Here is a 21,518-nt window from a genome sequence, read left to right as displayed (position 1 = left end):
TCACGCACACTATGCACGCAAGCTACACCGCTCACACACGACCTACGGGTAAGACCTCAATGAAAAAACAGATCTCGTCCATTGCACCGGGACAAACCGCCAAGGCACTGATCCTCGTGTACCTGACATTCAGCGTGCCGATCGTGCTGCTCGGCGTGCTGGTTGCCTTTATCCGCTACGGTTCGGTCGAACTGAGCACGGTGTTCAGCGCGCTGCTGCTGAACGCGATTCTCGGCTTCGTGCTGCTGTGGATCGCCTGCCATGCGTACAACTGGGTCGCGTCGCGCTTCGGCGGCATCGAGATCCAGCTGAGCGACGTGCCGGAGGAAGCGTGATGACCGCAACCGCGCCAACCATCCGTGCCGCGACCGCCGCCGATGTCGAGCCGATGCTCGCGCTGATGCTCGAACTGGCCGAATACGAAAAGCTCACGCATCTGTTCATTGCGACCCCGGCCAGCCTGCACGATGCGCTGTTCGGTGCGCAGCCCGCGGCGGAAGCGCTGGTCGCGCAACGCGACGGACGCATCGTCGGCTATGCGCTGTTCTTTCATAACTTCTCGACCTTTTTGGGCCGACGCGGGCTGTATCTCGAAGACCTGTACGTGCAGCCGGCCGAACGCGGCAGCGGTCTCGGTTCGGCGATGCTGCGGTATCTGGCCGCGCTCGCGCTCGAGCGGCAATGCGGACGCTTCGAATGGACCGTGCTCGACTGGAACCAGACGGCGATCGACTTCTACGAAAAAATGGGCGCGAGCGTGCTGCCTGAGTGGCGCATCGTGCGGATTACCGGCGATGCGCTGGAGCAACTGGCAGGGGCGGGTAACGGCGCTCAATAGCGTCATGTGCGGCGCAGTTGCACCTGTGGTTGCGGGGCGTGGCGGCAAGCGCGGTTGAGGCCGCGCCTGCCGCATTACCGCTAACGCCGGTTCAGCGTCTCGTCTGCGTCACTCGTCCGCATCCGCACCTGACAGCGCGTCGCCCAGCAACTCTTTGGCTTCTTCGCCCGGCAGCGCCTCGACGTCGCGCAACTTGCGGTTCATCGCGCGCGTGCGGACTTCCGCCTTTTCGATCGAGCGCGTGACCGTTTCGAGCTGCGCCTTGGTCCGCGCCAGCACGTCGCCGAACTGGCTGAACTCGGTCTTCACCGCGCCCAACACCTGCCACACTTCGCTCGACCGCTGCTCGATCGCCAGCGTGCGGAACCCCATCTGCAGACTGTTCAGCAACGCCGTCAGCGTAGTCGGCCCGGCCACTGTCACGCGGTAGTCGCGCTGCAGCAGATCGGTCAGCCCCGGACGGCGCAGCACCTCCGCATAGAGCCCTTCGGTGGGCAGGAACAGCAGCGCGAAATCGGTCGTATGCGGCGGCGCCACGTACTTCTCCGAGATCGTGCGTGCCTCGGCGCGGATGCGCGCTTCGAGCGCGCGCGACGCCTCCTCCACCGCGACCGGATCGGCGCGTTCCTGCGCGTCGATCAGGCGCTCGTAGTCTTCGCGCGGGAATTTCGCATCGATCGGCAGCCACACCGGCACGTCGACGCCATTCACCGACGACCGCCCCGGCAGCTTGATCGCAAATTCGACGCGCTCCGCGCTCTTGGGCACCGTCGCGATGTTCTTCGCGTACTGGTCCGCAGTCAGCATCTGCTCGAGCAACGCTTCGAGCTGCACTTCGCCCCACGTGCCGCGCGTCTTCACGTTGGTCAGCACCTTCTTCAGGTCGCCGACACCGGCCGCCAATGTCTGCATCTCGCCGAGGCCGCGATGCACCTGCTCGAGCCGGTCGGAGACCAGCTTGAACGATTCGCCCAGGCGCTGTTCGAGCGTCGCGTGCAGTTTTTCGTCGACGGTGCGACGCATCTCTTCGAGCTTGGTTGCGTTGTTCGCCTCGATGTCCTTCAGACGCTGCTCGATCGTCGCGCGCACTTCGGCGAAGCGCCGGTCGTTCGCTTCGGTCATCTGCACCAGTTGCTGCGTCAGCGTGTCGCCGAAGCGCTTCAGCGTGATGCCCTGTTCGTCGCGCGCCTGGTGCGCCTGCAGTTGCAGGCTCTGGCGCACTGCGTCGAGCTGTTGCGCGTTGGTTTCGGTCAGCTTCACGAGTTGCTGTGCAAAGCCGTCGATCTTGCCGCCCTGCACCGTCGTCATACTGCCGAACTGCGCGGCGAGCGTCTGCTGGAATTGCGAGAAGCCGCCGCTTTGTTCGGTACGCGACACGCGCGCGGTTTCGGTGATGTCGTTACGCAGTTCGCGCTCGAGCCGCTCGAACTCGCGTGCCTGCGCGTCGGCACTCGCGACGATGCGCTCGCCCAGCTGGTCGAGCTGCTCCGTCTGTTGCATGTGCTGCGCGCGGTTGCCCCCGCGCAGCAGCACCACGAGCGCGATTACAAGCGCAACCGCCAGAACCACGACGGCTGCCACCAGGGCGAGGGTCATGAACGCGCCTTCCCGATCACATCCGGGTTGATCGGATTCGGCGGACGCCCGGCGCGCGGACCTTCGCCGAGGCCTGCGATCAGGTTGTCGGCGGCCAGATTGGCCATCGCGCGACGGGTCGCTTCAGTCGCGCTCGCAATATGCGGCGTGAGCACGATGTTCGATACGCTCAGCAGCGCCGGGTTCACGCTCGGCTCGCCTTCGAACACGTCGAGGCCGGCGGCCGCGATGCGCTTCGTGCGCAAGGCTTCGGCCAGCGCCGCATCGTCGACGATGCCGCCGCGCGCGAGATTGGTCAGCGTTGCGGTGGGCTTCATCAACGCGAGTTCGGCCGCGCCGATCGTGTGGTGGCTGTCCTTCGTGTACGGCAGCACCAGCACGACGTGATCGGCGCGCTTCAGCAGATCTTCTTTCGATGCGTACTGCGCGTTCAGCTCAGCCTCGATCTCCGGCGCGACGCGCGAACGGTTGTGATAGATCACCTGCATATTGAAGCCGCGCGCGCGGCGCGCCAGCGCCTGGCCGATGCGGCCCATGCCGATCACGCCAAGCGTCGCGCCGTGGATGTCTGCGCCGAGAAAGCTGTCGAACGACCACTTGCGCCACTCGCCCGCACGCAGCCAGTGTTCGGATTCGGTGATACGGCGGGCGGTGGCCATCATCAGCGCCCAGCCGAAATCGGCAGTCGATTCGTTGAGCACATCCGGCGTGTTGGTGCCGAGCACGTTGGCCGCGTTGAACGCGGCCATATCGAAATTGTTGTAGCCGACCGCCATGTTCGCCACGACGCGCAGCCGCGGCGCGGCCGCGAACACCGAAGCGTCGATCATGTCGCCGGCGGTCAGCGCGCCGTCCTTGTCTGCGAGGCGTTGCTTCAATTCGCCGGCGGCGAGCACCTCGCCGTTGTTCCACTCGACGTCGAAATACTGCTTGAGCCGCTCGACCACGTCCGGAAAAATTCCACGTGCGACCAGGATCTTTTGCATTGCGCTTCTCCGAATAAGGCGCCGGGCTCAGCATGCACCGGCGCAGCAAGACGTCTTAAAAAAACAGCCACGACAGCGCGGCGAACAGCGGCAGCAACACGATGCCCGACCACGCGAGGTACGCGAAAAAACTCGGCATGCGGATGCCGCGCGACTCGGCAATCGCCTTCACCATAAAGTTGGGCGCGTTGCCGATATAGCTGTTCGCGCCCATGAACACCGCGCCGGCCGAGATCGCCGCGAGCGTCGACGCGCCCGTGGTCATCAGCGTCTGCGCATCCCCACCCGCCAGGTTGAAGAACACGAGGTAGGTCGGCGCGTTATCGAGAAACGACGACAGCAGACCGGTGGCCCAAAAGTACATCGCATCGTGCGGCTTGCCGGACGCGTCGTTGACGAGCCGCACGATGCCGGCGAACGCGCCCGATTCGCCGGCGCGCAACATCATCAGCACCGGCGCGATCGTCACGAAAATACCGGCAAACAGCTTCGCGACTTCTTCGATCGGCGCCCAATCGAACGCATTGCCGGTGCGCGCCGAACGCGGCGTGAGAACCAGCGATGCAAGCGTGAGCGCGACCAGCGCGAGGTCGCGCAATGCATCTTGCAGCGCGACGTGCGTGCCGAACAGGTCGAACGCGATGCCCGGTTTCCATACGCCGCTCATCAGCACCAACGCGATCACTGCGGCCAGCAGCACGAAGTTGATCTTGCCGTCGATCGACCACGCTTGCGTGTCGGGCGTCGGGTCGAGGCGCGGCGCCCGCGCTTCCCCGTCGCGCCGGAAATGGTACGAATCGAGCGCATAGAATAGCGCGAGCAGAATCGCGCAAAGGAACAGCATCGGCAACGCGAGATGCACCGTTGTCCAGAAAAAACCGACGCCGTTCAGAAAGCCGAGGAACAGCGGCGGATCGCCAAGCGGCGTCAACGAACCGCCTGCGTTGGCAACCAGAAAGATAAAGAACACGACTACATGCACGACCTGCTTGCGGTGGTCGTTCGCGCGCAGCAGCGGGCGAATCAGCAGCATCGCGGCGCCGGTCGTGCCCATGATGCTCGCGAGCAGCGTGCCGAGTGCCAGCAGGCCGGTATTCAGACGCGGCGTGCCGTGCAGATTGCCGTTGATGCAGATGCCGCCGGCGATCGTATAAAGCGCGACGAGCAACACGATAAACGGCACGTACTCCTCGAACAGCGCGTGCATCAGCGCACCGAACGCGGCACCCGAGCCGAAGGCGCATGCAAACGGCGCGAGAAACGCCAGCGCCCATGCCGCGGAAATCTTGCCGAAATGGCGATGCCAGAGTCTCGGCGCGAGCAGCGGAAAGATCGCGATCGACAGCAGCATGCAGGCAAACGGCACGCCCCACCACGCCGACAGTACGGCACCGTCGATGGTCGCGGCCTGCGCGCAGCCGGGCGATGCTGCGCATGCGGCTGCCAATGCAGCCAACACGACGCGCCACGCCGCCGGGTGGGTGCCGCAGTCGTTGCGGACATCACGAGAGGCACGCGCACTACGAGCACGAACACCGGCAGCGCCCCCGGCAATAACGTCAGCACCGGCATGCGCCGCAACGCACGGCAATGGCGGGCGGTTCGCATGGCCGCCGCGCAGCGCGGTCAAACGCTGCGCGGACCTCGTCGCACGCAGGCCGGAATGACGGAATGCAAGCGAAGCGACGGGCAGCACGCAATCGGCAAAAGCAGAGACAATCGACTGCACAAGCGAGGACACAAACGCGCGGCTCAAGCGCAACTCAAGCGCCACGCACGATCAACGCATGCACGCGATACGGCCCATGCGCGCCGAGAACGATGGTCTGCTCGATATCGCCGGTGCGCGACGGCCCGGAGACGAAGTTCGTCGCGCGCGGCAGTTCGCCCCGCTCGGCACGGATCAGATTGAACGCGTCTTCGTGCGCGCCGACGATGCGCGACGCGGGCACGATCGCGATATGCGTTTCCGGCAGCAGCCCGGCCGATGCATATGTTTCCGGGCCCGACAACAGCGCCAGCGTGCCGGTCTCGGCGATCGCGCAAAAGCAGCCGGTGATGCCGACCCGATCAAGATCTTGCGGCTTGCGAAACTCGACCGCAACGCCCGCCTCAGCCCACGGCATATCCTGCAGCGTCTGCCATGCGATCGCCTGCGGCGGCAAATTCAGTTGCGCCAGATAGCGCTGCACGGCCGCTGGTACATCGGCAAGCGATTCGACGGTATCGACCGTGGTAGCCATCAATTGCGCGCGCTCGACGAAGCATGCAACCAGGTCGTCCGGCAGCGGCGGCCGCGGCCCTTGCGGATGAGCTTGCAGATAACTCTCGACAGCCGCGCGCTCGGCGGCGGCCGGTTCGGGCTCACGCCCTTGCGCCGCGCGAATGCGCGCGAGGATGTTGCGGCGGGCAGCGGATGTATCCATGAGCGAAATCCCCGTATCGGTCCTGCATGCCTCTTTGCACATGCGACATCTGGCGGATTATACCGGCCGCCCCATGCGCGTCACACTCGTCCGTTCGGCAGATGTACACGCCGTTTGCAGCGAGCTACGATGCGTCTTCTTCGGCGGGTTGCGGAATGCCGAATACCTGGCGCAGGTAGGCAAGATAGGCCTTGTCGTCGCACATGTTCTTGCCCGGCGAATCGGACAACTTCGCCACCGGCTGGCCATTGCAGCGAACCATCTTGATCACGATCTGCAGCGGCTGGTAGCCGAGGTCGTTGGTCAGGTTGGTGCCCACGCCGAACGCCAGCTTGCAACGGCCGCGAAAGCGTTCGTACAGCTGCAGCACCTTCGGCACGTCGAGCGCGTCGGAAAACACCAGCACCTTGGTACGCGGGTCGCAGCGGTTCGCCTCGTAGTGCCGCAGCAGCCGCTCGCCCCAGTCGAACGGGTCGCCGGAATCGTGGCGCGCGCCGTCGAACAGCTTGCAGAAGTACATGTCGAAGTCGCGCAGGAACGCCTGCATGCCGTACACGTCGGACAGCGCGATGCCGAGGTCGCCGCGGTATTCCTTGGCCCACATCTCGAAGCCGTAGATCTGCGAATCGCGCAGCCGCGGGCCGAGCGCCTGACACGCCTGCAGGTACTCGTGCGCCATCGTGCCGAGCGGCGTCAGGCTGTGCTTCATCGCGTAGTACACGTTGCTGGTGCCGGCGAACTGGTCGTGCAGCCCTTCCTTGAGCGTGAGGATCACTTCCTCGTGCCACTGCTTTGAGAAACGGCGGCGCGTGCCGTAGTCGGCGATCTTGCAGTCCGCGAATTCCGGCTTCGCACCGAACAGCTTGATCTTGTCCTTCAGGCGAGCGCGCCCTTCGGTGTAATCCGGCTGCCGCTGCGTGTTGCGAAAGTACACCTCGTTGACGATCGCGAGCACCGGGATTTCGAACAGGATCGTATGCAGCCACGGGCCGCTGATGTCGATGTCGATTTCGCCGTTGCCCTTCGCGGAGGGCGTTACCGAGATGTACTTCTCGTTCAGATGGAACAGCGCAAGAAACTCGACGAAGTCGCCTTTGATAAAGCGCATGCGCCGCAGGTAGTCGAGCTCGTCGTCGGTGAAGCGCAGCTCGCAGAGCTTGCGCAGTTCGTCGCGAATCTCGCCGATGTACGGCACGAGGTCGATCTTCGGCGTACGGCAGCGGAACTTGTATTCGACGGAAGCCGCCGGGAAATGATGCAACACCACCTGCATCATCGTGAATTTGTACAGATCGGTATCGAGCAGCGAAGTAATGATCATGGTGATGTTGCATGCCGGACTGCGGACAATCGATGGGCGCGTAGGCCCGCGTGGGTCTTCCTTCAGAAATTCAGAAGCTACCGCTGTCACTGTGCACCGGGTCTCGCGGCGGTGCTGTCGGATGTTACCCGAAGCGCGCGCATTCGCGCCCGGATAGCGCAGATGAACGGCCCATGGCCACCATAAACTAATCACCAAACGATATAAGGGGCGCGGAACTGTGCCACATGCGCAGGTTGGCGTTACGTTACAATACCGCTTTTGGCGTTTTTGCCACCCCGTTTTGCGATCCCAATACCCACGAATACCGCATGCAGGAGCTGCCTGAATGACTCACGTTGTAACCGAGAGCTGCATCAAGTGCCGCTATACCGATTGCGTCGATGTGTGCCCGGTGGACTGCTTCCGTGAAGGTCCCAACTTCCTCGCCATCGATCCGGACGAGTGCATCGATTGCGCCGTCTGCGTCGCCGAGTGCCCGGTGAACGCCATTTACGCAGAAGAAGACGTCCCGTCGGACCAGCAGCACTTCACGCCGCTCAATGCAGAACTGGCAAAGGGATGGCCGAGCATCACGAAGACCAAGGCGCCGTTGCCGGAAGCCGACGAATTCAAGGACCTGAAAGAAAAGCTCGCGCTGCTCGAGCGTTGATTCCGAACCTTGGGCCCGTCGCAGTGAGGCTATTGGTGAAGCCTCTATTGGTGAAGCGTCATCAATGAGGCCCATTGTTCACAGCAGCCCCGCGCGTTAGCACAACCTATCGAGATGCCCGCTGCCTATTGACAGGTCCCGCGGCACCTCATACAATTTCGCTTCTCTGCTGTTCCCCGATAGCTCAGTTGGTAGAGCGCCGGACTGTTAATCCGTAGGTCCCTGGTTCGAGCCCAGGTCGGGGAGCCAAGAATTGCAAAGGCCCGTTCGCCATAACGGGCTTTTTTATGTACCGAATGAAGTGAAGCTGTAACTGCTGTTCCCCGATAGCTCAGTTGGTAGAGCGCCGGACTGTTAATCCGTAGGTCCCTGGTTCGAGCCCAGGTCGGGGAGCCAAATTTGCAAGGCCCGCATGCGTGCGGGCCTTTTCTTTTTGTGTCCGCGATTCACGCTGAGCCCAATATTCTTCGCGATGATCGCCTTTTACTAGTTCGGCACAACGAAACCGAAAAGGTATGACGCCAACAAGGTTTCGACAGTCCCCGTAGTCGATACAGCAGTCTCAAGGACACACACCGCACTCATGGCATAATCTGCCATTCACGTGTTCTCGAGGACCTAACGTCATGCCCACTCGCAATGTCGTGCTGACTACCCACCAAGCCACCTTGGTGGACCGCCTTGTCAAATCCGGTCGCTATCAGAACGCGAGTGAGGTGCTACGCGAAGGCCTGCGGCTAATCGAGCGTGAGGAGACTGAGGCGCAGGCCCGCATCGAGGCATTGCGAGATGCTGCACGCCTCGGTCTTTCTGACGTTAAGGCTGGCCGGCTGCGCAGTTTTGGCTCGGCGCATGAGCTAGATCAGCATCTTGCCGGGCTCACGGAAGACGCGCTCACGCCGGCGGCCAAATCAAAACTAACCCAGTGACCAGCCAGACGACGGGCTGGACGATTCGCCTTACGGAATCTGCGGAAGACGACTTCAGCAGCATCATCCGCTGGAGCGCGGACCAATTCGGCAAAACGCAAGCGCGCGCCTATGCAGCCACGCTCTCGACGGCCTTGCAAGATCTGGCGGCAGGTCCGACGCTGGCTGGCGTTGCTATACGGGACGAGATTGCTCCCGGCCTGCTGACTCTCCACGTAGCACGCAAGCGGCGCAAGGGGAGGCACTTCATCATGTTCCGCGTCGCCGACCACAACCAGCGCGTAATCGACGTGCTCCGGATTCTCCACGATGCGATGGATCTGCCCAGGCATGCGCCTGCTGCAATCGATGCCAAATGAAAGCGCCGCCAATCCAATGGGATCAATGACAACAGCTAGCGCTTCTATATTGCAGGGCTAGCAACACGCGGCGATCAGCGCACCTGCGCCCGCCATCCACGCTGGTATACGATGTGGCTTTTTTCCGGTGTCCCGATGAAAGCTACCCTGCTTCGCACGCTGTTCGCCGCGCTCACCGCGAACGTCACGCTAGCGGCGCTGCTTGCCGCGCAACCCGCCGGCGCCGAGGAAGTCGCGAGCGTCAACACCAACTTCCGCATCACCGGCTCGGACCGCGTGGTGGTCGAGGCGTACGACGATCCAGCCGTGACCGGCGTGACCTGCTACGTGTCGCGGGCTCGCACCGGCGGCATCAAGGGCACGCTCGGCATTGCCGAAGATCCGACCGAAGCGTCGATCGCGTGCCGTCAGGTCGGCGCGATCCGCTTCGAGGGTGGGCCGCTCAAGCAGCAGGCCGATGTGTTCACCGAGCGCATGTCGCTGATCTTCAAGACACTGCATGTGGTACGCGTGGTCGACACGAAGCGCAACACGCTCGTCTATCTGACCTACAGCGATCGCGTCGTCAGCGGCAGCGCGAAAAACAGCGTGACCGCGGTGCCGATGCCCGCCGGCACGACCATCCCCATCAAATGAACTGAAGAACCGAAGCCAGCGCCGGCGACGCGACGCATGCCCGGCGCGCTAAACTGGTGGATCCTCCGGACCGCACGATGACCACCACCCGTTTCCGCGATTCCGCCCGTTACTGGCGCACGCCGCTGTTGCCCGGCGCCGATCTGCTGACGGCCGAATACCACGATCACGCGTTCACGCCGCACTGGCACGACGCGTACACGATTCCGGTCATCGAAGCCGGCGCGGAGACTTACCAGTACCGTGGCTCGCGTTATACCGCGGAGGCCGGCAGTGTGCCGGTCATCAACCCGGGCGAGGTGCACACCGGTTCGCGAGCGATGGACGAAGGCTGGCGCTATCGCGTGCTGTACGCGCCGGTCGACTATCTGCAACAACTGGCGACGGACATCGCGGGTACGCCGCAAGCGCTGCCATGGTTCGATGCCGACGTGATCCGCGACGCCGATCTGGCGCAGCGCCTGTCGCACGCACATCGGCTGCTCGAAACCGAGCGCGACCCGCTGGCCGCGCAGGCGGCCATCGTCGATGCGTTGTCGGCGCTGCTTACGCGCTATGGCCGCACCCGCCCCGACACGCTGCAGGCAGGGCGCGACGACGCACGCGTCGCGACGATGAAAGAGCGCTTGAGCGGCGAACTCGCCGCTCCGGTTTCGCTGACCGAGCTGGCGGACACGGTGGGCTTGTCGCCCTTTCACGCGGCGCGGCTGTTCACACGCAGTACCGGCTTGCCGCCGCACGCGTGGCGCAATCAGATGCGCCTGCAACGTTCGCTCGGGCCATTGCGCGCGGGCGTGCCGGTCACGGACGTCGCGGCGGCGAGCGGCTTCACCGATCAAAGCCATTTCACGCGGCACTTTCGCCGTATGTTCGGCGTGCCGCCAGGACGGTGGCAGGGTAACTAGACGGGCATCGCGCCGGCGGGACATGGCAAGGTCGAGCCAGGCCATGCGTTCACACACAGCGATTGCGACAGCGGCGGCGCATGACCTGCATCGATCGGGTGCATCGCGTGCATCGGCTGCGGCTGCGGCTGCGGCTGCGGCCACATCGCATCGCCGCAACGCGCTCCCAGCAGCAAGAACGTACAAGCGCCGCCGGCCCCGTCGCGCTACGCTCCTCATTCAGAGGAGAACAGCGTGTCCCATCCCAACCGTCTTCGTGAATTCACCTCCGGCGCGCGCGATACGATCCCGATGCTGGTCGGCGCCGCACCGTTCGGCGTGATCTTCGGCACCCTTGTCGCGTCCGGCCCGCTGCATCTGTGGCACGGCCAGTTGATGTCGCTGCTCGTGTTCGCCGGCTCCGCGCAGTTCATCGCGCTCGGCCTGATCGCAGGCCATGCGAGCTTCGCGGTGATCTGGGCGACGACCTTCGTCGTCAATCTGCGCCACCTGCTGTACAGCGCGACGCTCGCGCCGTACGTCGCGCATCTGCCCGCACGCTGGCGCTGGGCGCTCGGCGGCCTGCTCACCGACGAGGTATTCGCGGTCGCGTGGGCACATTACCGGCTACATCCGCCGGGTGCGATCGGCCCTTACTATTTTCTCGGCTCGGGCCTGTCGATGTATCTGAACTGGCAAGTCTGGACGCTCGCCGGCCTGCTGTTCGGCGCCGCGTTTCCCGGCCTGCAATCGCTCGGGCTCGACTTCGCGATGGTCGCCACCTTCATCGCGATCGTCGTGCCGCAACTCGTCGCGCTGCGCTACGTCGCCGCGGCCGTGACGGCCGGCGCACTGGCGTTCTTCTGGCAGGCGTGGCCTTACAAGCTCGGCCTGCTGGCCGCGGTGTTCGTCGGCGTGGCCGTCGGCGTGATGTTGTCGCGGCCGCAGACACCGCGCCGCACCGCAGCGGGGGTGTCGCGATGAGCAGCGTATTGCTGATTGTCGGCATGGCGCTGATCACCTGGCTGATCCGCGCGACCGTGTTCGTGCTCGGCGAGCGCATCGCGTTTGCGCCGCTGGTGCGCACCGCGCTCGGCTTCGTGCCGGTGACGGTGCTGACCGCGATCATCGTGCCGATGGCGGTGGCGCCGCACGGCGGCGGCGCCGAACTCAGCTGGCGCAACCCGCAACTGGTCGGTGCGCTCGCTGCAGTGGCCGTCAGCGCGCTGACGCGGCGTCCGCTGCTGACGATCGCGGTCGGGCTCGCGGTGTTTTTCGTCTGGCAGGGCGTCGTGCTCAAGTAGCGGATTGCGGTGCTGCGCCGCGTCGCATACCCCTGCCCAGGCAGCAAGCCGCCCGTCAGCTCCCCTCAAGTTTCGCCGCTCGCCGCCGTTAAATCAGTCGAGTCCGTCAGCCTGGCAAGCTTCCGAGCGCCGCGGCTGACCAACCAGGATACGACATGGGGCAAATCACCCTTTTACTGAAAGACGAAACCATCGCGTCGCTGCGCAAGGATTTCGACGCGTTCGTGCGCGTCTCGCTCAAGCTCGATCCGCAGTTCGCGACGCCGTCTTTCGAAGATTTTCTGCGCGCCAAGCTGCTCGACAGCATGGTGCCGCTCACCGAACACGCCGTGCAGCGGATGCTGCAGGGCGGCCAATACGCATGGGCAAAACGTACGCTGGACAAGGAGTTTCCTGACGTCGTCGCGATTTTGATGCGACAGGCATCGGAATTCGGTTTTGGTTTCGCCGCGCGTTCAGAATGGACGCCGGAAGAGCTCGCCAAGCAAAGCCGCGAGTGGGCCACCGCGATCGTCAACGAGGCGCAGGCCGCGCCGAATCTGGTCGATCCGCTCGCCGCGCAGATCAAGTCGGCCGCGCAAGACATCCAGGTGCTCGAGGAAGCGATGCAGACGCCCGCGTGGCGGCTTGCCGAATCGCTGCGCCAGCGCGTGTATGAAGCAAAGGTGGCGTGCGAAACCAGCGTCGGCAGCACCGCGCGCGAAAAGCTCGGCGAATTGCGCGGGCTGTTGCGCCTGGGCATCACGCACGGGTCGTTTCAGAAGCAGGAGGCGCAGCAGATCATGGAGTATCTGCGTTTGCTGAAGCCGGAGATCTTCGTCGAGGAACCGTACGACGTGTTCGCCCGGCTGGCCGCCTGGCTGCGCAACTTCTTTATGCCGCCGCCACCGGCGCGGCCCCCGCAGCAGCGACCGCAGCCGCGCCAGCCGCAGTAGCGGTGCGACCGGCCGCACGGGCGGCGTGCACAGGCTGCAGGCACGCACCGCAAACGCACTGCCCACGCCGTCACGTCATAGGCGCTTGCGGCTCCGTCTGCCGGCTGATACGGCGGACGCAGGGAGCACAAGCACCGCCTGCGTACCGCGTCAGTCCCACATCTTCCTGAGCTTCGCCGCGATCTCGACTTTGGCCTTCGCCGCCGCCGCGCGGCCGGCCTCGCTCGGCGCGGTCGGCTGCGGGACGGGCGGCCATGCGTGGACGTCGAACAGCGGCAGCAGATCTGCCGGAATGAAGCGTGTGCGCGACGCCCACACGTGCCGGTCGCCGAGCTGCGTCTGGTTGTGCACGTAAAAACGCTGCGGCACGACGACGTGCAGGTCTTCTTTGGCACGCGTCATCGCGACGTACAGCAGACGCCGCTCTTCGTCGATCTCTTCGTCGCTGCCCGTGCCGAGATCGGACGGAATGCAACCGTCGACGCCGTTCAGCACGAACACGTTGCGCCACTCCTGCCCTTTCGCCGAGTGGATCGTCGACAGGATCAGATAGTCCTCGTCGAGTAGTGGCACGCCGGATTCGCCGCTGGTCGCGTCGGGCGGATCGAGCGTCAGTTCGGTCAGGAACCGCTCGCGCGACGCATAGGTACCCGCGATGCTTTCCATCTGCATAAGGTCCGCGTGACGCACCAGCGCGTCTTCGTGATTGCGCTCCAGATGCGGCTCGTACCAGCGGCGGATCTGCTCGAATTCGGCCGGCCACGACGACGCGTCGCCGCACAGCGTCGACATCAACGCGACGAACGGCTGCCAGTCTTCCAGCGTGCGCGCGGGCGGTGCGAAACTGGCTAAGGCGTGCGCGGTGCCGTTGATATGTGCCGCCTCCACCTGCAACCCCGCCCGCTCGCCCACCACATCGAGCACACGCGCCGCAGTCGCCGGCCCGACGCCCGGCATCAGCTGCACGACGCGAAAACCCGCGACCCGGTCGCGCGGATTTTCGGCCCAGCGCAGCACCGCGAGCACGTCCTTCACGTGAATCGAATCGAGGAATTTGAGCCCGCCGAACTTGACGAACGGGATGTTGCGCCGGGTCAGCTCGATCTCGAGCGCGGCGCTATGGTGCGCGGCGCGAAACAGCACCGCCTGCGCCTTCAGCCTGACGCCGGCTTCGCGCGCCGCCAGCACCTGTTCGACCACGTAGCGGGCCTGCGTGGCATCGTCGGCGACCGTCACGAGCCGCGGCAACTGCGCGGACGCCTTGTCGGTCCACAGATTCTTCGTATAACGCTCGCTGGCGAGGCCGATCACCGCATTCGACGCGGCGAGAATCGGCTGCGTCGAACGGTAGTTGCGCTCCAGCGCGACCTGCCGCGCCGGCGGATCGAACTGCGCGGGGAAATCGAGGATGTTGCGCACCGTTGCGCCGCGAAACGAGTAGATCGACTGCGCATCGTCGCCGACCACGGTCAAGCCGCGGCCGTCCGGTTTCAGTGCGAGCAGGATCGACGCCTGCAGACGGTTGGTATCCTGGTATTCATCGACCAGCACGTGATCGAAGCGCTCCGACAGTTCGGCGGCAATCGACGGTTCGGCCGCCATATGCGACCAGTACAGCAGCAGATCGTCGTAGTCGAGTACGCCTTGCTTTTGTTTCGCCTCGACGTACGCGGCGAACAGCACGCGCAAGTCGGCCTCCCATTCGCGGCACCATGGGAAGCTGCTGTGCAGCGCGTCGGCGAGTGTCGAGCCCGTGTTCACGACGCGCGAGTAAATCGCAAAGCATGTCGACTTCGACGGAAAGCGCCGCTCCTTGGCCGAAAAGCCGAGCTCATGGCGCACGAGGTTCATCAGGTCCGCCGAGTCTTCGCGATCGTTGATCGTGAACGACGGCGTCAGGCCGATCAGATCCGCATATTCGCGTAACAGCCGTGCACCCACGCTGTGGAACGTGCCCGACCAGACGAGGCCCTGCGCGAGCGAGGCGCGCGCACCGAGCGCCTCGCCGGCGATGCGGGTGACGCGTCGCGTCATTTCCAGCGCGGCGCGACGGGAGAACGTGAGCAGCAGGATGCGGTGCGGGTCGGCGCCCTTCACGACCAGATTCGCGACGCGGTGCGCGAGCGTATTGGTCTTGCCGGAGCCGGCGCCCGCGATCACCAGCAGGGCGCCGGCGGGCTGTGCGAGGTCTGCGGTGCCGTGTTCGACCGCTTCGCGCTGTGCGTCGTTGAGCCTGGCGAGCCAGGCGGCGGCATCAGGCGGAGAAGAAGCGGCGGCGGAAAGCACGGCGGACGGATCGGCGAGAGTGGAGGCGACGCATACTGTATATCCATACAATGTGCGGCGACAAGCGCCCCTTTTTTCGGCAGCCCTGGATGGCAGTTCGCGGCCACAGCGAAACGACCGCAGTTGCGCGGTCGCTTAGTCACGCCAATCGCCCCGATCCCTCAGCCTCATCAATCAGACTGCTTCTTCGCATCCTTCACGCGCGCATCGGCGGCGGCCTTGTCCGCGTCCGACTGCGCTTCAGTCTTTTCCTTATCGGCCTTCGCCTGCGCGACCGCCCCCTTCTTGTCAGCCTTCGCCTGTTCCTTGGCGGCCTTCTTGTCCGCATGCGTGGCCGGATCGGTGGCCGGATCGTGCGTTGTCTGCGCGAACGCGGCGGTGCCGGCGCTACCCGCAATCAAGGCCGCCAGCAGCAGATTGATCGATTTTTTCATCGTGTCCTCCCTTCGTGAATGATTCGTCGCCGGATGCGGGCCACCATCGCCTGTCCTGTCGAACGGGCTCATGTCAGGCCAGCCCGCGCTCCATCAGTGCTTCGTTTCGTCGTCCGGCACATGCGGGCCCTGGCCCGCCTGCGTATCGGCGTTCAACTGGTTCCGTGCGGCCTGCTTGTCCGCCTGGCGGTTCACCTTTGCGTTGTTCACCTGTTCCTTGTATTGCGCCTTCGATGTCTGCTTTGCGCTGCGGTATTCGGCGTTGGCCTGTGCGTCGGCATTACGTTTCTGTACCAACGGATCGGGTGAAGTCGGCGCGGCGAGCGTTTGCTGCGCAGGCGTCGGCGCGGGCATCTGCACGCCTCGCGCGGCAGGCGCGCTGGGCGGCGCGATATGGCCGGCGCCCGGTGCGGGCGTCGGCACGGCGGGCGCCATCTGGCCGTTCTGCGCGGGCGCCGTCGCCGAAGGTGGTTGCATCTGGCCGATCGGCGGCGCAGGCATCACCGGCGCAGAAGTCTGCGCAACAGCCGCCGTAGTGGCCAATGCAGCAAACGAAGTACCGATCAAAAGCGTACGAAGCTGGCTCATGGCAATCCTCTCTGAAAGTTCGTCGGCACGGGCGTGCAAAGCCGCGCCAACTGGCGCGTTACCGCCCTGCCTTTGTCTACCCAATGCAAAAGCGCAGCAGGTTATTCCAATGACCCCGCCCTTCCGAGTGAAGTTCACCGAAATGACCCGCTGTTACTTGCGGTTTCATTTTCTGACAATTGAATAACCTCGCCAGCTGATCGCCCGCGATCCACGCAGCAGGCACGCAGCACACCAGGCGGCATAAGCGGGTCAAGATGGCTTACGCTTTGGCTTATGATGCGAGTCCTTTTCGATTCCTCTACGCCAAGGTCGCAACCGTCATGCCCAATCTCGATTTCACGCTGACCGGCGAATTCGTCGAACTGCACAACCTGCTGAAAATCACCGGTCTCGCGGACAGCGGAGGCTCTGCAAAAGCGCTGGTCGCGTCCGGCGCCGTGACGGTCGACGGCAACGTTGAACTGCGCAAGACGTGCAAGATTCGCGGTGGCCAGGTGATCCTGCTCGGCGACACGCGCATCGCCGTTCACCACGCGTAACGCGCAGCCGGCTGCCCCGCGCAGTGCGCACCGGCCCGGGCCAGCCCGGACGCCATCATCGCTGCAGCGCGCCCGCGCAGCCCCGCACCAAAATCGTGCCGGCTGATCGACAGCTGTCGCGCAACGCAATAAGCTGTTCGTTTTGACAAAAAGATTACGCACGGCACGCACTTGCGCGTGCCGCGCTGCGCCCATGTCCCAAACCGGTCTATCCCGTCCGCTCGCCGGCCACCCGACGCTGTCGCGCCACGCCGCCGACACCGCGCGCCTCGCCGCGCCGCTCGCCATCGCGCAGCTGTCGCAGATGGCGATGAGCGTCACCGACACCGTGCTGCTCGGCTCGCTCGGCCCCGACGCGCTGGCCGCCGGCGGCCTCGGCGCGAACCTGTTCTTCGTGGTGGTCACGCTGCTGCAGGGCGTGCTGACGTCGGTGAGCGTCAGCGTGTCGCACGCGCGCGGCGCGCAGGACGAAGGCCGCGTGCCGCACATTTACTGGACCGGTTTTCTGCTGTCGCTGTTGCTGGCCGTGCCGGCCTTCGCGCTGCTGTCGTTCGCCGCGCCGATCCTGATCGCGTTCGGCGAGCCCACCGTGCTCGCGCAGCACATCGGCGAATACTGCGCGGTGCTGCGCTGGGGCGCGCCGGCCAGCCTGATCGGCGTGGGGCTGATGCGCTCGTTCCTGCCGGCGATCGGCGCGGCAAAGCGGCTGCTGTGGGTATCGGTCGGCAGCGTGGTGATCAACGGCTTTCTGAACTACGGGATGATTCACGGCGCGTACGGTCTGCCGCGGCTCGGCTTTCTCGGCTCCGCCGCGGCCACCACCGTGACGGTGTGGCTGAGTGCGCTCGTCCTGATGATGCTGCTGCATCTGCGTCCGCGTTACCGGCACTTCGTTGCGGCCACGCGACCGAACGTGCCGCTGATGGGCGAGCTGTTCGGCATCGGCTGGCCGGTCGCAATCACCTATGGCGTCGAATCGCTGCTGTTCCTCGCCACCGGCCTGATGGTCGGTCTGCTGGGCGAAGCGCAGCTCGCCGCGCATCAGATCGCGCTGAATATTGCGTCGGTGACGTTCATGGTGCCGCTCGCGATCGGCCAGGCGGCCAACGTGCGGGTCGGCTTCTGGTCGGGCGCCGGCGCGCCGCTCGCGGCACGACATGCGGGCTTCGTCGCGCTCGGGCTCGGCATAGCGTTCATGTCGCTGTCCGGGCTGATGATGGTTACCGTGCCGCAGTGGATCGTCGGGCTTTATCTGCATCTGGACGATCCAGCCAACGCGACCACGGTCCGGCTCGCCAGTTCGCTGCTGCTGGTTGCCGCGCTGTTCCAGATCGTCGACGGCATGCAGACGGTCTGCTCGGGGTGCCTGCGCGGACTCAAGGACACGCGCGTACCGATGCTGGCCGCGACCTTCGGCTATTGGGTGATCGGCTTTCCGACGGGCTACGTGCTGGCATTCCATGCCGGGCTCGGCGCACGCGGGCTGTGGTGGGGGCTGGCAGCGGGCCTTGCAAGCGTCGCGCTGCTGATGACGCTGCGCTTTCACCGCATCAGTTCGCGCAGTATCGCGGCGCAGGCGCGCGCGGCGAGCCACAGCGGCAAGCCATAAACGCAAGCCGCGGCTGCAGCGGCAATCGGGGCGTGCGCGCGGTACTTGCCCGGTTGCTTGCCGGTTGCTTACCGGTTGCATGCCTGTTGCTCGCCCGGTTTCTCGCCCGTCGCAGTCGCCTGATCGACCCACCGCAAACCACCCGCTCCGCGCCGCGGTTAAAATGCACGCCCGGCCGCCGCGCCGCGCGCGTGCGCGTCACGCTATGGCACGCGCCGCCACGGCCCGCACCACGCACGCTGCCGTGCTGCCCGGCGCATCGCGCGATCCCACGATCCCACGATCGACACCCTCCAGACCAACAGGAACGTCCTCCATGCTCGCCCGCGTCACCCGCCTCTTTCCGCTTTGGGCCGTGCTGGTTTCGCTCGGCGCGTATCTGTCGCCCGCCGCGGTCACCGGCATCGCGCCGCACGTCACCGCGCTGTTGACGCTGATCATGCTGTCGATGGGCGTCACGCTTTCGATCGGCGATTTTCAGCGCGTCTTCACGCGTCCCGCGCCGGTGGTCGCCGGCATCGTGCTGCACTATCTCGTGATGCCGCTCGCCGCCTGGCTGATCGCGAAAGCGCTGCGCATGCCGCCCGAGCTGACCGCCGGCATGGTGCTGGTCGGCAGCGTCGCGAGCGGCACCGCGTCGAACGTGATGATCTATCTGGCGCGCGGCGACGTCGCGCTGTCGGTCACGATCAGTGCGCTATCGACATTGGTCGGCGTGTTCGCCACGCCGCTGCTCACGCGGCTGTACGTCGACGCGTCGATCGCCGTCGACGTGCGCGGCATGCTGCTGAGCATCCTGCAGATCGTCGCGCTGCCGATCGTCGTCGGGCTCGCGATCAATCACCTGTGCGGCAAATGGGTGCGGCGCATCGAACCGGTGCTGCCGCTCGTGTCGATGGTGTCGATCCTGCTGATCATCGCCGCGGTGGTGGGCGGCACGCAGAAAAGCATTGCGTCGGTGGGGCTCGTGGTCGGGCTCGGTGTGGTGCTGCATAACGGCATCGGGCTGCTCGGCGGCTATTGGGGCGGCCGTCTGCTCGGCTTCGACGAGACCGTGTGCAGGACGCTCGCGATCGAAGTCGGCATGCAGAACTCCGGTCTTGCGGCGACGCTCGGCAAGCTTTACTTCGCGCCGGTCGCCGCGCTGCCCGGCGCGTTGTTCTCGGTGTGGCACAACCTGTCGGGGTCGCTGCTTGCGGGCTTTTGGGCGGGTCGGCCGCCGCGCACTGCCACGCACGAAGACCGCGCCGCGGCACTCGGCGCGAAGCGCGGCTGAAGCCAGCCGGCCGCAAGTTCCCGGATCGACCGGCGCGGCAACCAGCCAGACACGCCGCGCGGTAGCGCCCGCCACTAGCCCCTGCACGCCGTCAGTCTTACAAGCCCGCTCCCCCAAATCCCCGTAGAATGGCCATCCCAATATAACGCCCGGCATCCTGGCGTTAGTGCGACGACCATCCGGAGGGACCAGCGTGCCGCCGTACGACAGTCATCCCCGCCACACCTCGCAGCATCGAACGTGGCACGCCGCATTTGCTGTTCTGACTGCCGCCCTGTTTCACGCGCCGCGCGCCACACGCAGTGTGCTGACGCGCTTCGCGCTGCTCGTCGCGGTCACCGCCGCGGCAATCGCCGTCACGGGTTGCGCGACCCGGCCGCCGGCCGATGCGTTCGAGCGCCCGGTCACGCACGCGCTGCCGCAAACCGCCGCGACGCCGCTCGCCACCGCCCTCGCCGCGCCCGAACGCGCGCATCCGGACCAGTCCGGCTTTCGCGTGCTGCAAAGCGGCACCGAAGCCCTGCAGATGCGCATCGCGCTGGCGCGCGCCGCGACGAAGACGCTCGACATGCAGTACTACATCGCGAACGAGGACACCACCGGCAAGCTGCTGCTCGGCGCAGCGCTGTACGCGGCGGATCACGGCGTGCGCGTGCGGATGCTGGTCGACGATCTGAATTTCAAGGATCTCGACGACATCATGGCGGCGCTGAACACGCACGACAACATCGAGATCCGCGTGTTCAACCCGTTCGGCAGCGCACAGCGCAGCACCTACGAGCGCACCCAGAATTTCCTCACGAAGATCGGCGCGTTCACGCGCCGCATGCACAACAAGGCGATGATCGCGGACAACCAGATCGCGATCGTCGGCGGCCGCAATCTCGGCGACGAATACTTCAGCGCCAGCGAGACACTGCAGTTCCGCGATATCGACGTGCTCGCGGCCGGTCCGGTCACCGGCGATATTTCGGCGAGCTTCGACCAGTACTGGAACGACAGCAGCGCGTATCCGCTGCGCGCGCTGAACAAGCAGAAGTTCGATCCGCAGCAACTCGACCAGACGCGCGACGCGCTGCGTCAGCACTGGCGCACCAACGCCGACCCGTACAACGCAAAGCCGCTGAACGCGACCCCGCTCGCGTCGCAGATCGCGCAGGGCGAACTCGGGCTGGTGTGGGCCAACGCCGAATTCAGCGCGGACACGCCGGACAAGGTGCGGCTGCCGCAAGACCAGTATCAGAGCCCACCGCTCGCGCGTATCACCGAACTCGCGCAACACGCGCAGCAGGAGCTGCTGATCGTGTCGCCGTACTTCGTGCCGCATGACGCCGGCGTGAAAACGCTCGGCGCGCTCACGGCACGCGGCGTGAAGGTGAAGGTGCTGACCAACTCGCTCGCCGCCACCGACGCGGTCGCCGTGCAGGCCGGCTACAGCCCGTACCGCGAGCCGCTGTTGCGCGCGGGCGTCGATCTGTACGAATTCAAACCGGTGCAAGGCGACGGCAACAGCGGCCGGGCCGGTGTGTTCGGCTCACGCTCGCGCTCGAGCCTGCACGCCAAGACACTGGTCTTCGACCGCAAGACGCTGGTGATCGGCTCGATGAATCTCGATCCGCGCTCCGCGCATCTGAACACCGAACTCGCGCTGGTGATCCACAGCCCGCAACTGGCGGATCAGGTCGCGCAGATTTTCGACCGCGTCACCGGGCCCGGCGCGAGCTACCACGTGACGCTCGCGCCGCCCGGCCCGAAGCTGAGCCGCGGGCCGGCCAATGTGCAGTCGAACCTGATGTGGACCGACGTCGAAAACGACGTCGTCACGACCTACACCGTTGACCCGAACGCCGGTTTCTACCGGAACGCGCTGACAGGTTTATTCTTGCTTCTGCCAGTCGACGATCAGCTTTGACGGTG

General features: G+C 65.2%; 22 protein-coding genes and 2 tRNA genes. 16 read left to right on the top strand and 8 right to left on the bottom strand.

Translation table 11 applies throughout. From position 1 onward, the window contains the following. The first annotated feature begins 59 nt into the window (after positions 1-59). Entirely contained in the window at positions 60-335 is a 276-nt protein-coding gene (locus ACYVNQ_RS28665) for a hypothetical protein (RefSeq protein ID WP_075157757.1), read from the top strand. Next, entirely contained in the window at positions 335-838 is a 504-nt protein-coding gene (locus ACYVNQ_RS28660; protein ID WP_460907245.1) for a GNAT family N-acetyltransferase, read from the top strand. Before ACYVNQ_RS28665 ends, ACYVNQ_RS28660 begins: the two co-directional genes overlap by 1 nt. A 108-nt stretch (positions 839-946) precedes the next feature. Here the strand turns inward: ACYVNQ_RS28660 and ACYVNQ_RS28655 are convergent, their stop codons facing one another. The 5 genes from ACYVNQ_RS28655 to pncB form a co-directional block, all read right to left on the bottom strand. Continuing rightward, entirely contained in the window at positions 947-2,434 is a 1,488-nt protein-coding gene (locus tag ACYVNQ_RS28655; RefSeq protein ID WP_460907242.1) for a DNA recombination protein RmuC, read from the bottom strand. Then, positions 2,431-3,420, bottom strand: coding sequence for a 2-hydroxyacid dehydrogenase (locus ACYVNQ_RS28650; protein ID WP_460907239.1), 990 nt, complete (start codon positions 3,418-3,420; stop codon positions 2,431-2,433). The genes ACYVNQ_RS28655 and ACYVNQ_RS28650 overlap by 4 nt, the downstream gene beginning before the upstream one ends. A gap of 55 nt (positions 3,421-3,475) precedes the next feature. Continuing rightward, complete coding sequence (locus ACYVNQ_RS28645) at positions 3,476-4,879, bottom strand: sodium:proton antiporter (protein WP_460907236.1); 1,404 nt, start codon at positions 4,877-4,879, stop codon at positions 3,476-3,478. Positions 4,880-5,183: 304 nt separating this feature from the next. Then, entirely contained in the window at positions 5,184-5,846 is a 663-nt protein-coding gene (locus ACYVNQ_RS28640; RefSeq protein WP_460907234.1) for a LutC/YkgG family protein, read from the bottom strand. 124 nt (positions 5,847-5,970) lie between these two features. Continuing rightward, positions 5,971-7,167: a nicotinate phosphoribosyltransferase gene (pncB, locus tag ACYVNQ_RS28635; protein WP_460907231.1), complete on the bottom strand. Its 1,197-nt coding sequence runs from the start codon at positions 7,165-7,167 to the stop codon at positions 5,971-5,973. 328 nt (positions 7,168-7,495) lie between these two features. Here pncB and fdxA point away from each other — a divergent pair, with 328 nt between their 5' ends. From fdxA to ACYVNQ_RS28585, 10 genes are all read left to right on the top strand, one after another. Continuing rightward, on the top strand, positions 7,496-7,819 hold the full coding sequence (gene fdxA, locus ACYVNQ_RS28630) for a ferredoxin FdxA (protein WP_460907228.1): 324 nt from the start codon (positions 7,496-7,498) through the stop codon (positions 7,817-7,819). Between the two features lie 173 nt (positions 7,820-7,992). Then, a tRNA-Asn gene (locus ACYVNQ_RS28625) sits at positions 7,993-8,068 on the top strand. A gap of 71 nt (positions 8,069-8,139) precedes the next feature. Then, positions 8,140-8,215 (top strand) — tRNA-Asn (locus ACYVNQ_RS28620). A gap of 230 nt (positions 8,216-8,445) precedes the next feature. Further along, entirely contained in the window at positions 8,446-8,748 is a 303-nt protein-coding gene (locus ACYVNQ_RS28615) for a type II toxin-antitoxin system ParD family antitoxin (RefSeq protein ID WP_460907225.1), read from the top strand. Beyond that, the gene (locus tag ACYVNQ_RS28610; protein ID WP_460907222.1) at positions 8,745-9,107 is read left to right on the top strand and encodes a type II toxin-antitoxin system RelE/ParE family toxin; all 363 of its coding nucleotides are present in this window, start codon (positions 8,745-8,747) and stop codon (positions 9,105-9,107) included. Before ACYVNQ_RS28615 ends, ACYVNQ_RS28610 begins: the two co-directional genes overlap by 4 nt. A 135-nt stretch (positions 9,108-9,242) precedes the next feature. Next, the gene (locus ACYVNQ_RS28605) at positions 9,243-9,743 is read left to right on the top strand and encodes a CreA family protein (RefSeq protein ID WP_460907218.1); all 501 of its coding nucleotides are present in this window, start codon (positions 9,243-9,245) and stop codon (positions 9,741-9,743) included. Between the two features lie 77 nt (positions 9,744-9,820). After that, positions 9,821-10,648, top strand: coding sequence for an AraC family transcriptional regulator (locus tag ACYVNQ_RS28600; protein WP_460907215.1), 828 nt, complete (start codon positions 9,821-9,823; stop codon positions 10,646-10,648). Between the two features lie 291 nt (positions 10,649-10,939). Next, the gene (locus tag ACYVNQ_RS28595; RefSeq protein ID WP_460907741.1) at positions 10,940-11,611 is read left to right on the top strand and encodes an AzlC family ABC transporter permease; all 672 of its coding nucleotides are present in this window, start codon (positions 10,940-10,942) and stop codon (positions 11,609-11,611) included. Continuing rightward, positions 11,608-11,931, top strand: coding sequence for an AzlD domain-containing protein (locus tag ACYVNQ_RS28590; protein WP_460907212.1), 324 nt, complete (start codon positions 11,608-11,610; stop codon positions 11,929-11,931). Before ACYVNQ_RS28595 ends, ACYVNQ_RS28590 begins: the two co-directional genes overlap by 4 nt. Positions 11,932-12,086: 155 nt before the next feature. Beyond that, the gene (locus ACYVNQ_RS28585) at positions 12,087-12,866 is read left to right on the top strand and encodes a DUF4088 family protein (RefSeq protein WP_460907209.1); all 780 of its coding nucleotides are present in this window, start codon (positions 12,087-12,089) and stop codon (positions 12,864-12,866) included. A 150-nt stretch (positions 12,867-13,016) separates the two neighbouring features. Here the strand turns inward: ACYVNQ_RS28585 and ACYVNQ_RS28580 are convergent, their stop codons facing one another. From ACYVNQ_RS28580 to ACYVNQ_RS28570, 3 genes are all read right to left on the bottom strand, one after another. After that, a complete protein-coding gene (locus tag ACYVNQ_RS28580) occupies positions 13,017-15,152 on the bottom strand; it encodes an ATP-dependent helicase (RefSeq protein ID WP_460907206.1) in 2,136 nt (711 codons plus the stop codon). Between the two features lie 170 nt (positions 15,153-15,322). Continuing rightward, positions 15,323-15,586, bottom strand: coding sequence for a hypothetical protein (locus ACYVNQ_RS28575; protein WP_460907203.1), 264 nt, complete (start codon positions 15,584-15,586; stop codon positions 15,323-15,325). Between the two features lie 93 nt (positions 15,587-15,679). Further along, entirely contained in the window at positions 15,680-16,174 is a 495-nt protein-coding gene (locus ACYVNQ_RS28570; RefSeq protein ID WP_460907200.1) for a hypothetical protein, read from the bottom strand. Between the two features lie 323 nt (positions 16,175-16,497). Here ACYVNQ_RS28570 and ACYVNQ_RS28565 point away from each other — a divergent pair, with 323 nt between their 5' ends. The 4 genes from ACYVNQ_RS28565 (at position 16,498) to ACYVNQ_RS28550 (ending at position 21,513) form a co-directional block, all read left to right on the top strand. Further along, complete coding sequence (locus tag ACYVNQ_RS28565) at positions 16,498-16,716, top strand: RNA-binding S4 domain-containing protein (protein ID WP_460907197.1); 219 nt, start codon at positions 16,498-16,500, stop codon at positions 16,714-16,716. Between the two features lie 193 nt (positions 16,717-16,909). Beyond that, positions 16,910-18,325: an MATE family efflux transporter gene (locus tag ACYVNQ_RS28560; RefSeq protein ID WP_460907194.1), complete on the top strand. Its 1,416-nt coding sequence runs from the start codon at positions 16,910-16,912 to the stop codon at positions 18,323-18,325. A 316-nt stretch (positions 18,326-18,641) separates the two neighbouring features. Further along, positions 18,642-19,601 (top strand): ketopantoate/pantoate/pantothenate transporter PanS, encoded by a 960-nt coding sequence (gene panS / locus ACYVNQ_RS28555; RefSeq protein ID WP_460907190.1) that lies wholly within the window; start codon positions 18,642-18,644, stop codon positions 19,599-19,601. 262 nt (positions 19,602-19,863) lie between these two features. Further along, positions 19,864-21,513, top strand: coding sequence for a phospholipase D-like domain-containing protein (locus ACYVNQ_RS28550; protein WP_460907739.1), 1,650 nt, complete (start codon positions 19,864-19,866; stop codon positions 21,511-21,513). Positions 21,514-21,518: the final 5 nt, after the last annotated feature.

This window comes from Paraburkholderia jirisanensis (assembly GCF_054782355.1).
This window is presented reverse-complemented; position numbering and strand designations above follow the sequence as displayed.

What these genes read in the sequence shown, in the direction of transcription:
- ACYVNQ_RS28600 (WP_460907215.1), top strand. Translation starts at nt 9,821, where the DNA reads ATGACCACCACCCGTTTCCGCGATTCCGCCCGTTACTGGCGCACGCCG.
- ACYVNQ_RS28650 (WP_460907239.1), bottom strand. Translation starts at nt 3,420, where the DNA reads ATGCAAAAGATCCTGGTCGCACGTGGAATTTTTCCGGACGTGGTCGAG.
- ACYVNQ_RS28590 (WP_460907212.1), top strand. Translation starts at nt 11,608, where the DNA reads ATGAGCAGCGTATTGCTGATTGTCGGCATGGCGCTGATCACCTGGCTG.
- ACYVNQ_RS28570 (WP_460907200.1), bottom strand. Translation starts at nt 16,174, where the DNA reads ATGAGCCAGCTTCGTACGCTTTTGATCGGTACTTCGTTTGCTGCATTG.
- ACYVNQ_RS28655 (WP_460907242.1), bottom strand. Translation starts at nt 2,434, where the DNA reads ATGACCCTCGCCCTGGTGGCAGCCGTCGTGGTTCTGGCGGTTGCGCTT.
- ACYVNQ_RS28585 (WP_460907209.1), top strand. Translation starts at nt 12,087, where the DNA reads ATGGGGCAAATCACCCTTTTACTGAAAGACGAAACCATCGCGTCGCTG.
- ACYVNQ_RS28615 (WP_460907225.1), top strand. Translation starts at nt 8,446, where the DNA reads ATGCCCACTCGCAATGTCGTGCTGACTACCCACCAAGCCACCTTGGTG.
- panS (WP_460907190.1), top strand. Translation starts at nt 18,642, where the DNA reads ATGCTCGCCCGCGTCACCCGCCTCTTTCCGCTTTGGGCCGTGCTGGTT.
- ACYVNQ_RS28605 (WP_460907218.1), top strand. Translation starts at nt 9,243, where the DNA reads ATGAAAGCTACCCTGCTTCGCACGCTGTTCGCCGCGCTCACCGCGAAC.
- ACYVNQ_RS28575 (WP_460907203.1), bottom strand. Translation starts at nt 15,586, where the DNA reads ATGAAAAAATCGATCAATCTGCTGCTGGCGGCCTTGATTGCGGGTAGC.
- ACYVNQ_RS28565 (WP_460907197.1), top strand. Translation starts at nt 16,498, where the DNA reads ATGCCCAATCTCGATTTCACGCTGACCGGCGAATTCGTCGAACTGCAC.
- fdxA (WP_460907228.1), top strand. Translation starts at nt 7,496, where the DNA reads ATGACTCACGTTGTAACCGAGAGCTGCATCAAGTGCCGCTATACCGAT.
- pncB (WP_460907231.1), bottom strand. Translation starts at nt 7,167, where the DNA reads ATGATCATTACTTCGCTGCTCGATACCGATCTGTACAAATTCACGATG.
- ACYVNQ_RS28595 (WP_460907741.1), top strand. Translation starts at nt 10,940, where the DNA reads ATGCTGGTCGGCGCCGCACCGTTCGGCGTGATCTTCGGCACCCTTGTC.
- ACYVNQ_RS28560 (WP_460907194.1), top strand. Translation starts at nt 16,910, where the DNA reads ATGTCCCAAACCGGTCTATCCCGTCCGCTCGCCGGCCACCCGACGCTG.
- ACYVNQ_RS28640 (WP_460907234.1), bottom strand. Translation starts at nt 5,846, where the DNA reads ATGGATACATCCGCTGCCCGCCGCAACATCCTCGCGCGCATTCGCGCG.
- ACYVNQ_RS28665 (WP_075157757.1), top strand. Translation starts at nt 60, where the DNA reads ATGAAAAAACAGATCTCGTCCATTGCACCGGGACAAACCGCCAAGGCA.
- ACYVNQ_RS28660 (WP_460907245.1), top strand. Translation starts at nt 335, where the DNA reads ATGACCGCAACCGCGCCAACCATCCGTGCCGCGACCGCCGCCGATGTC.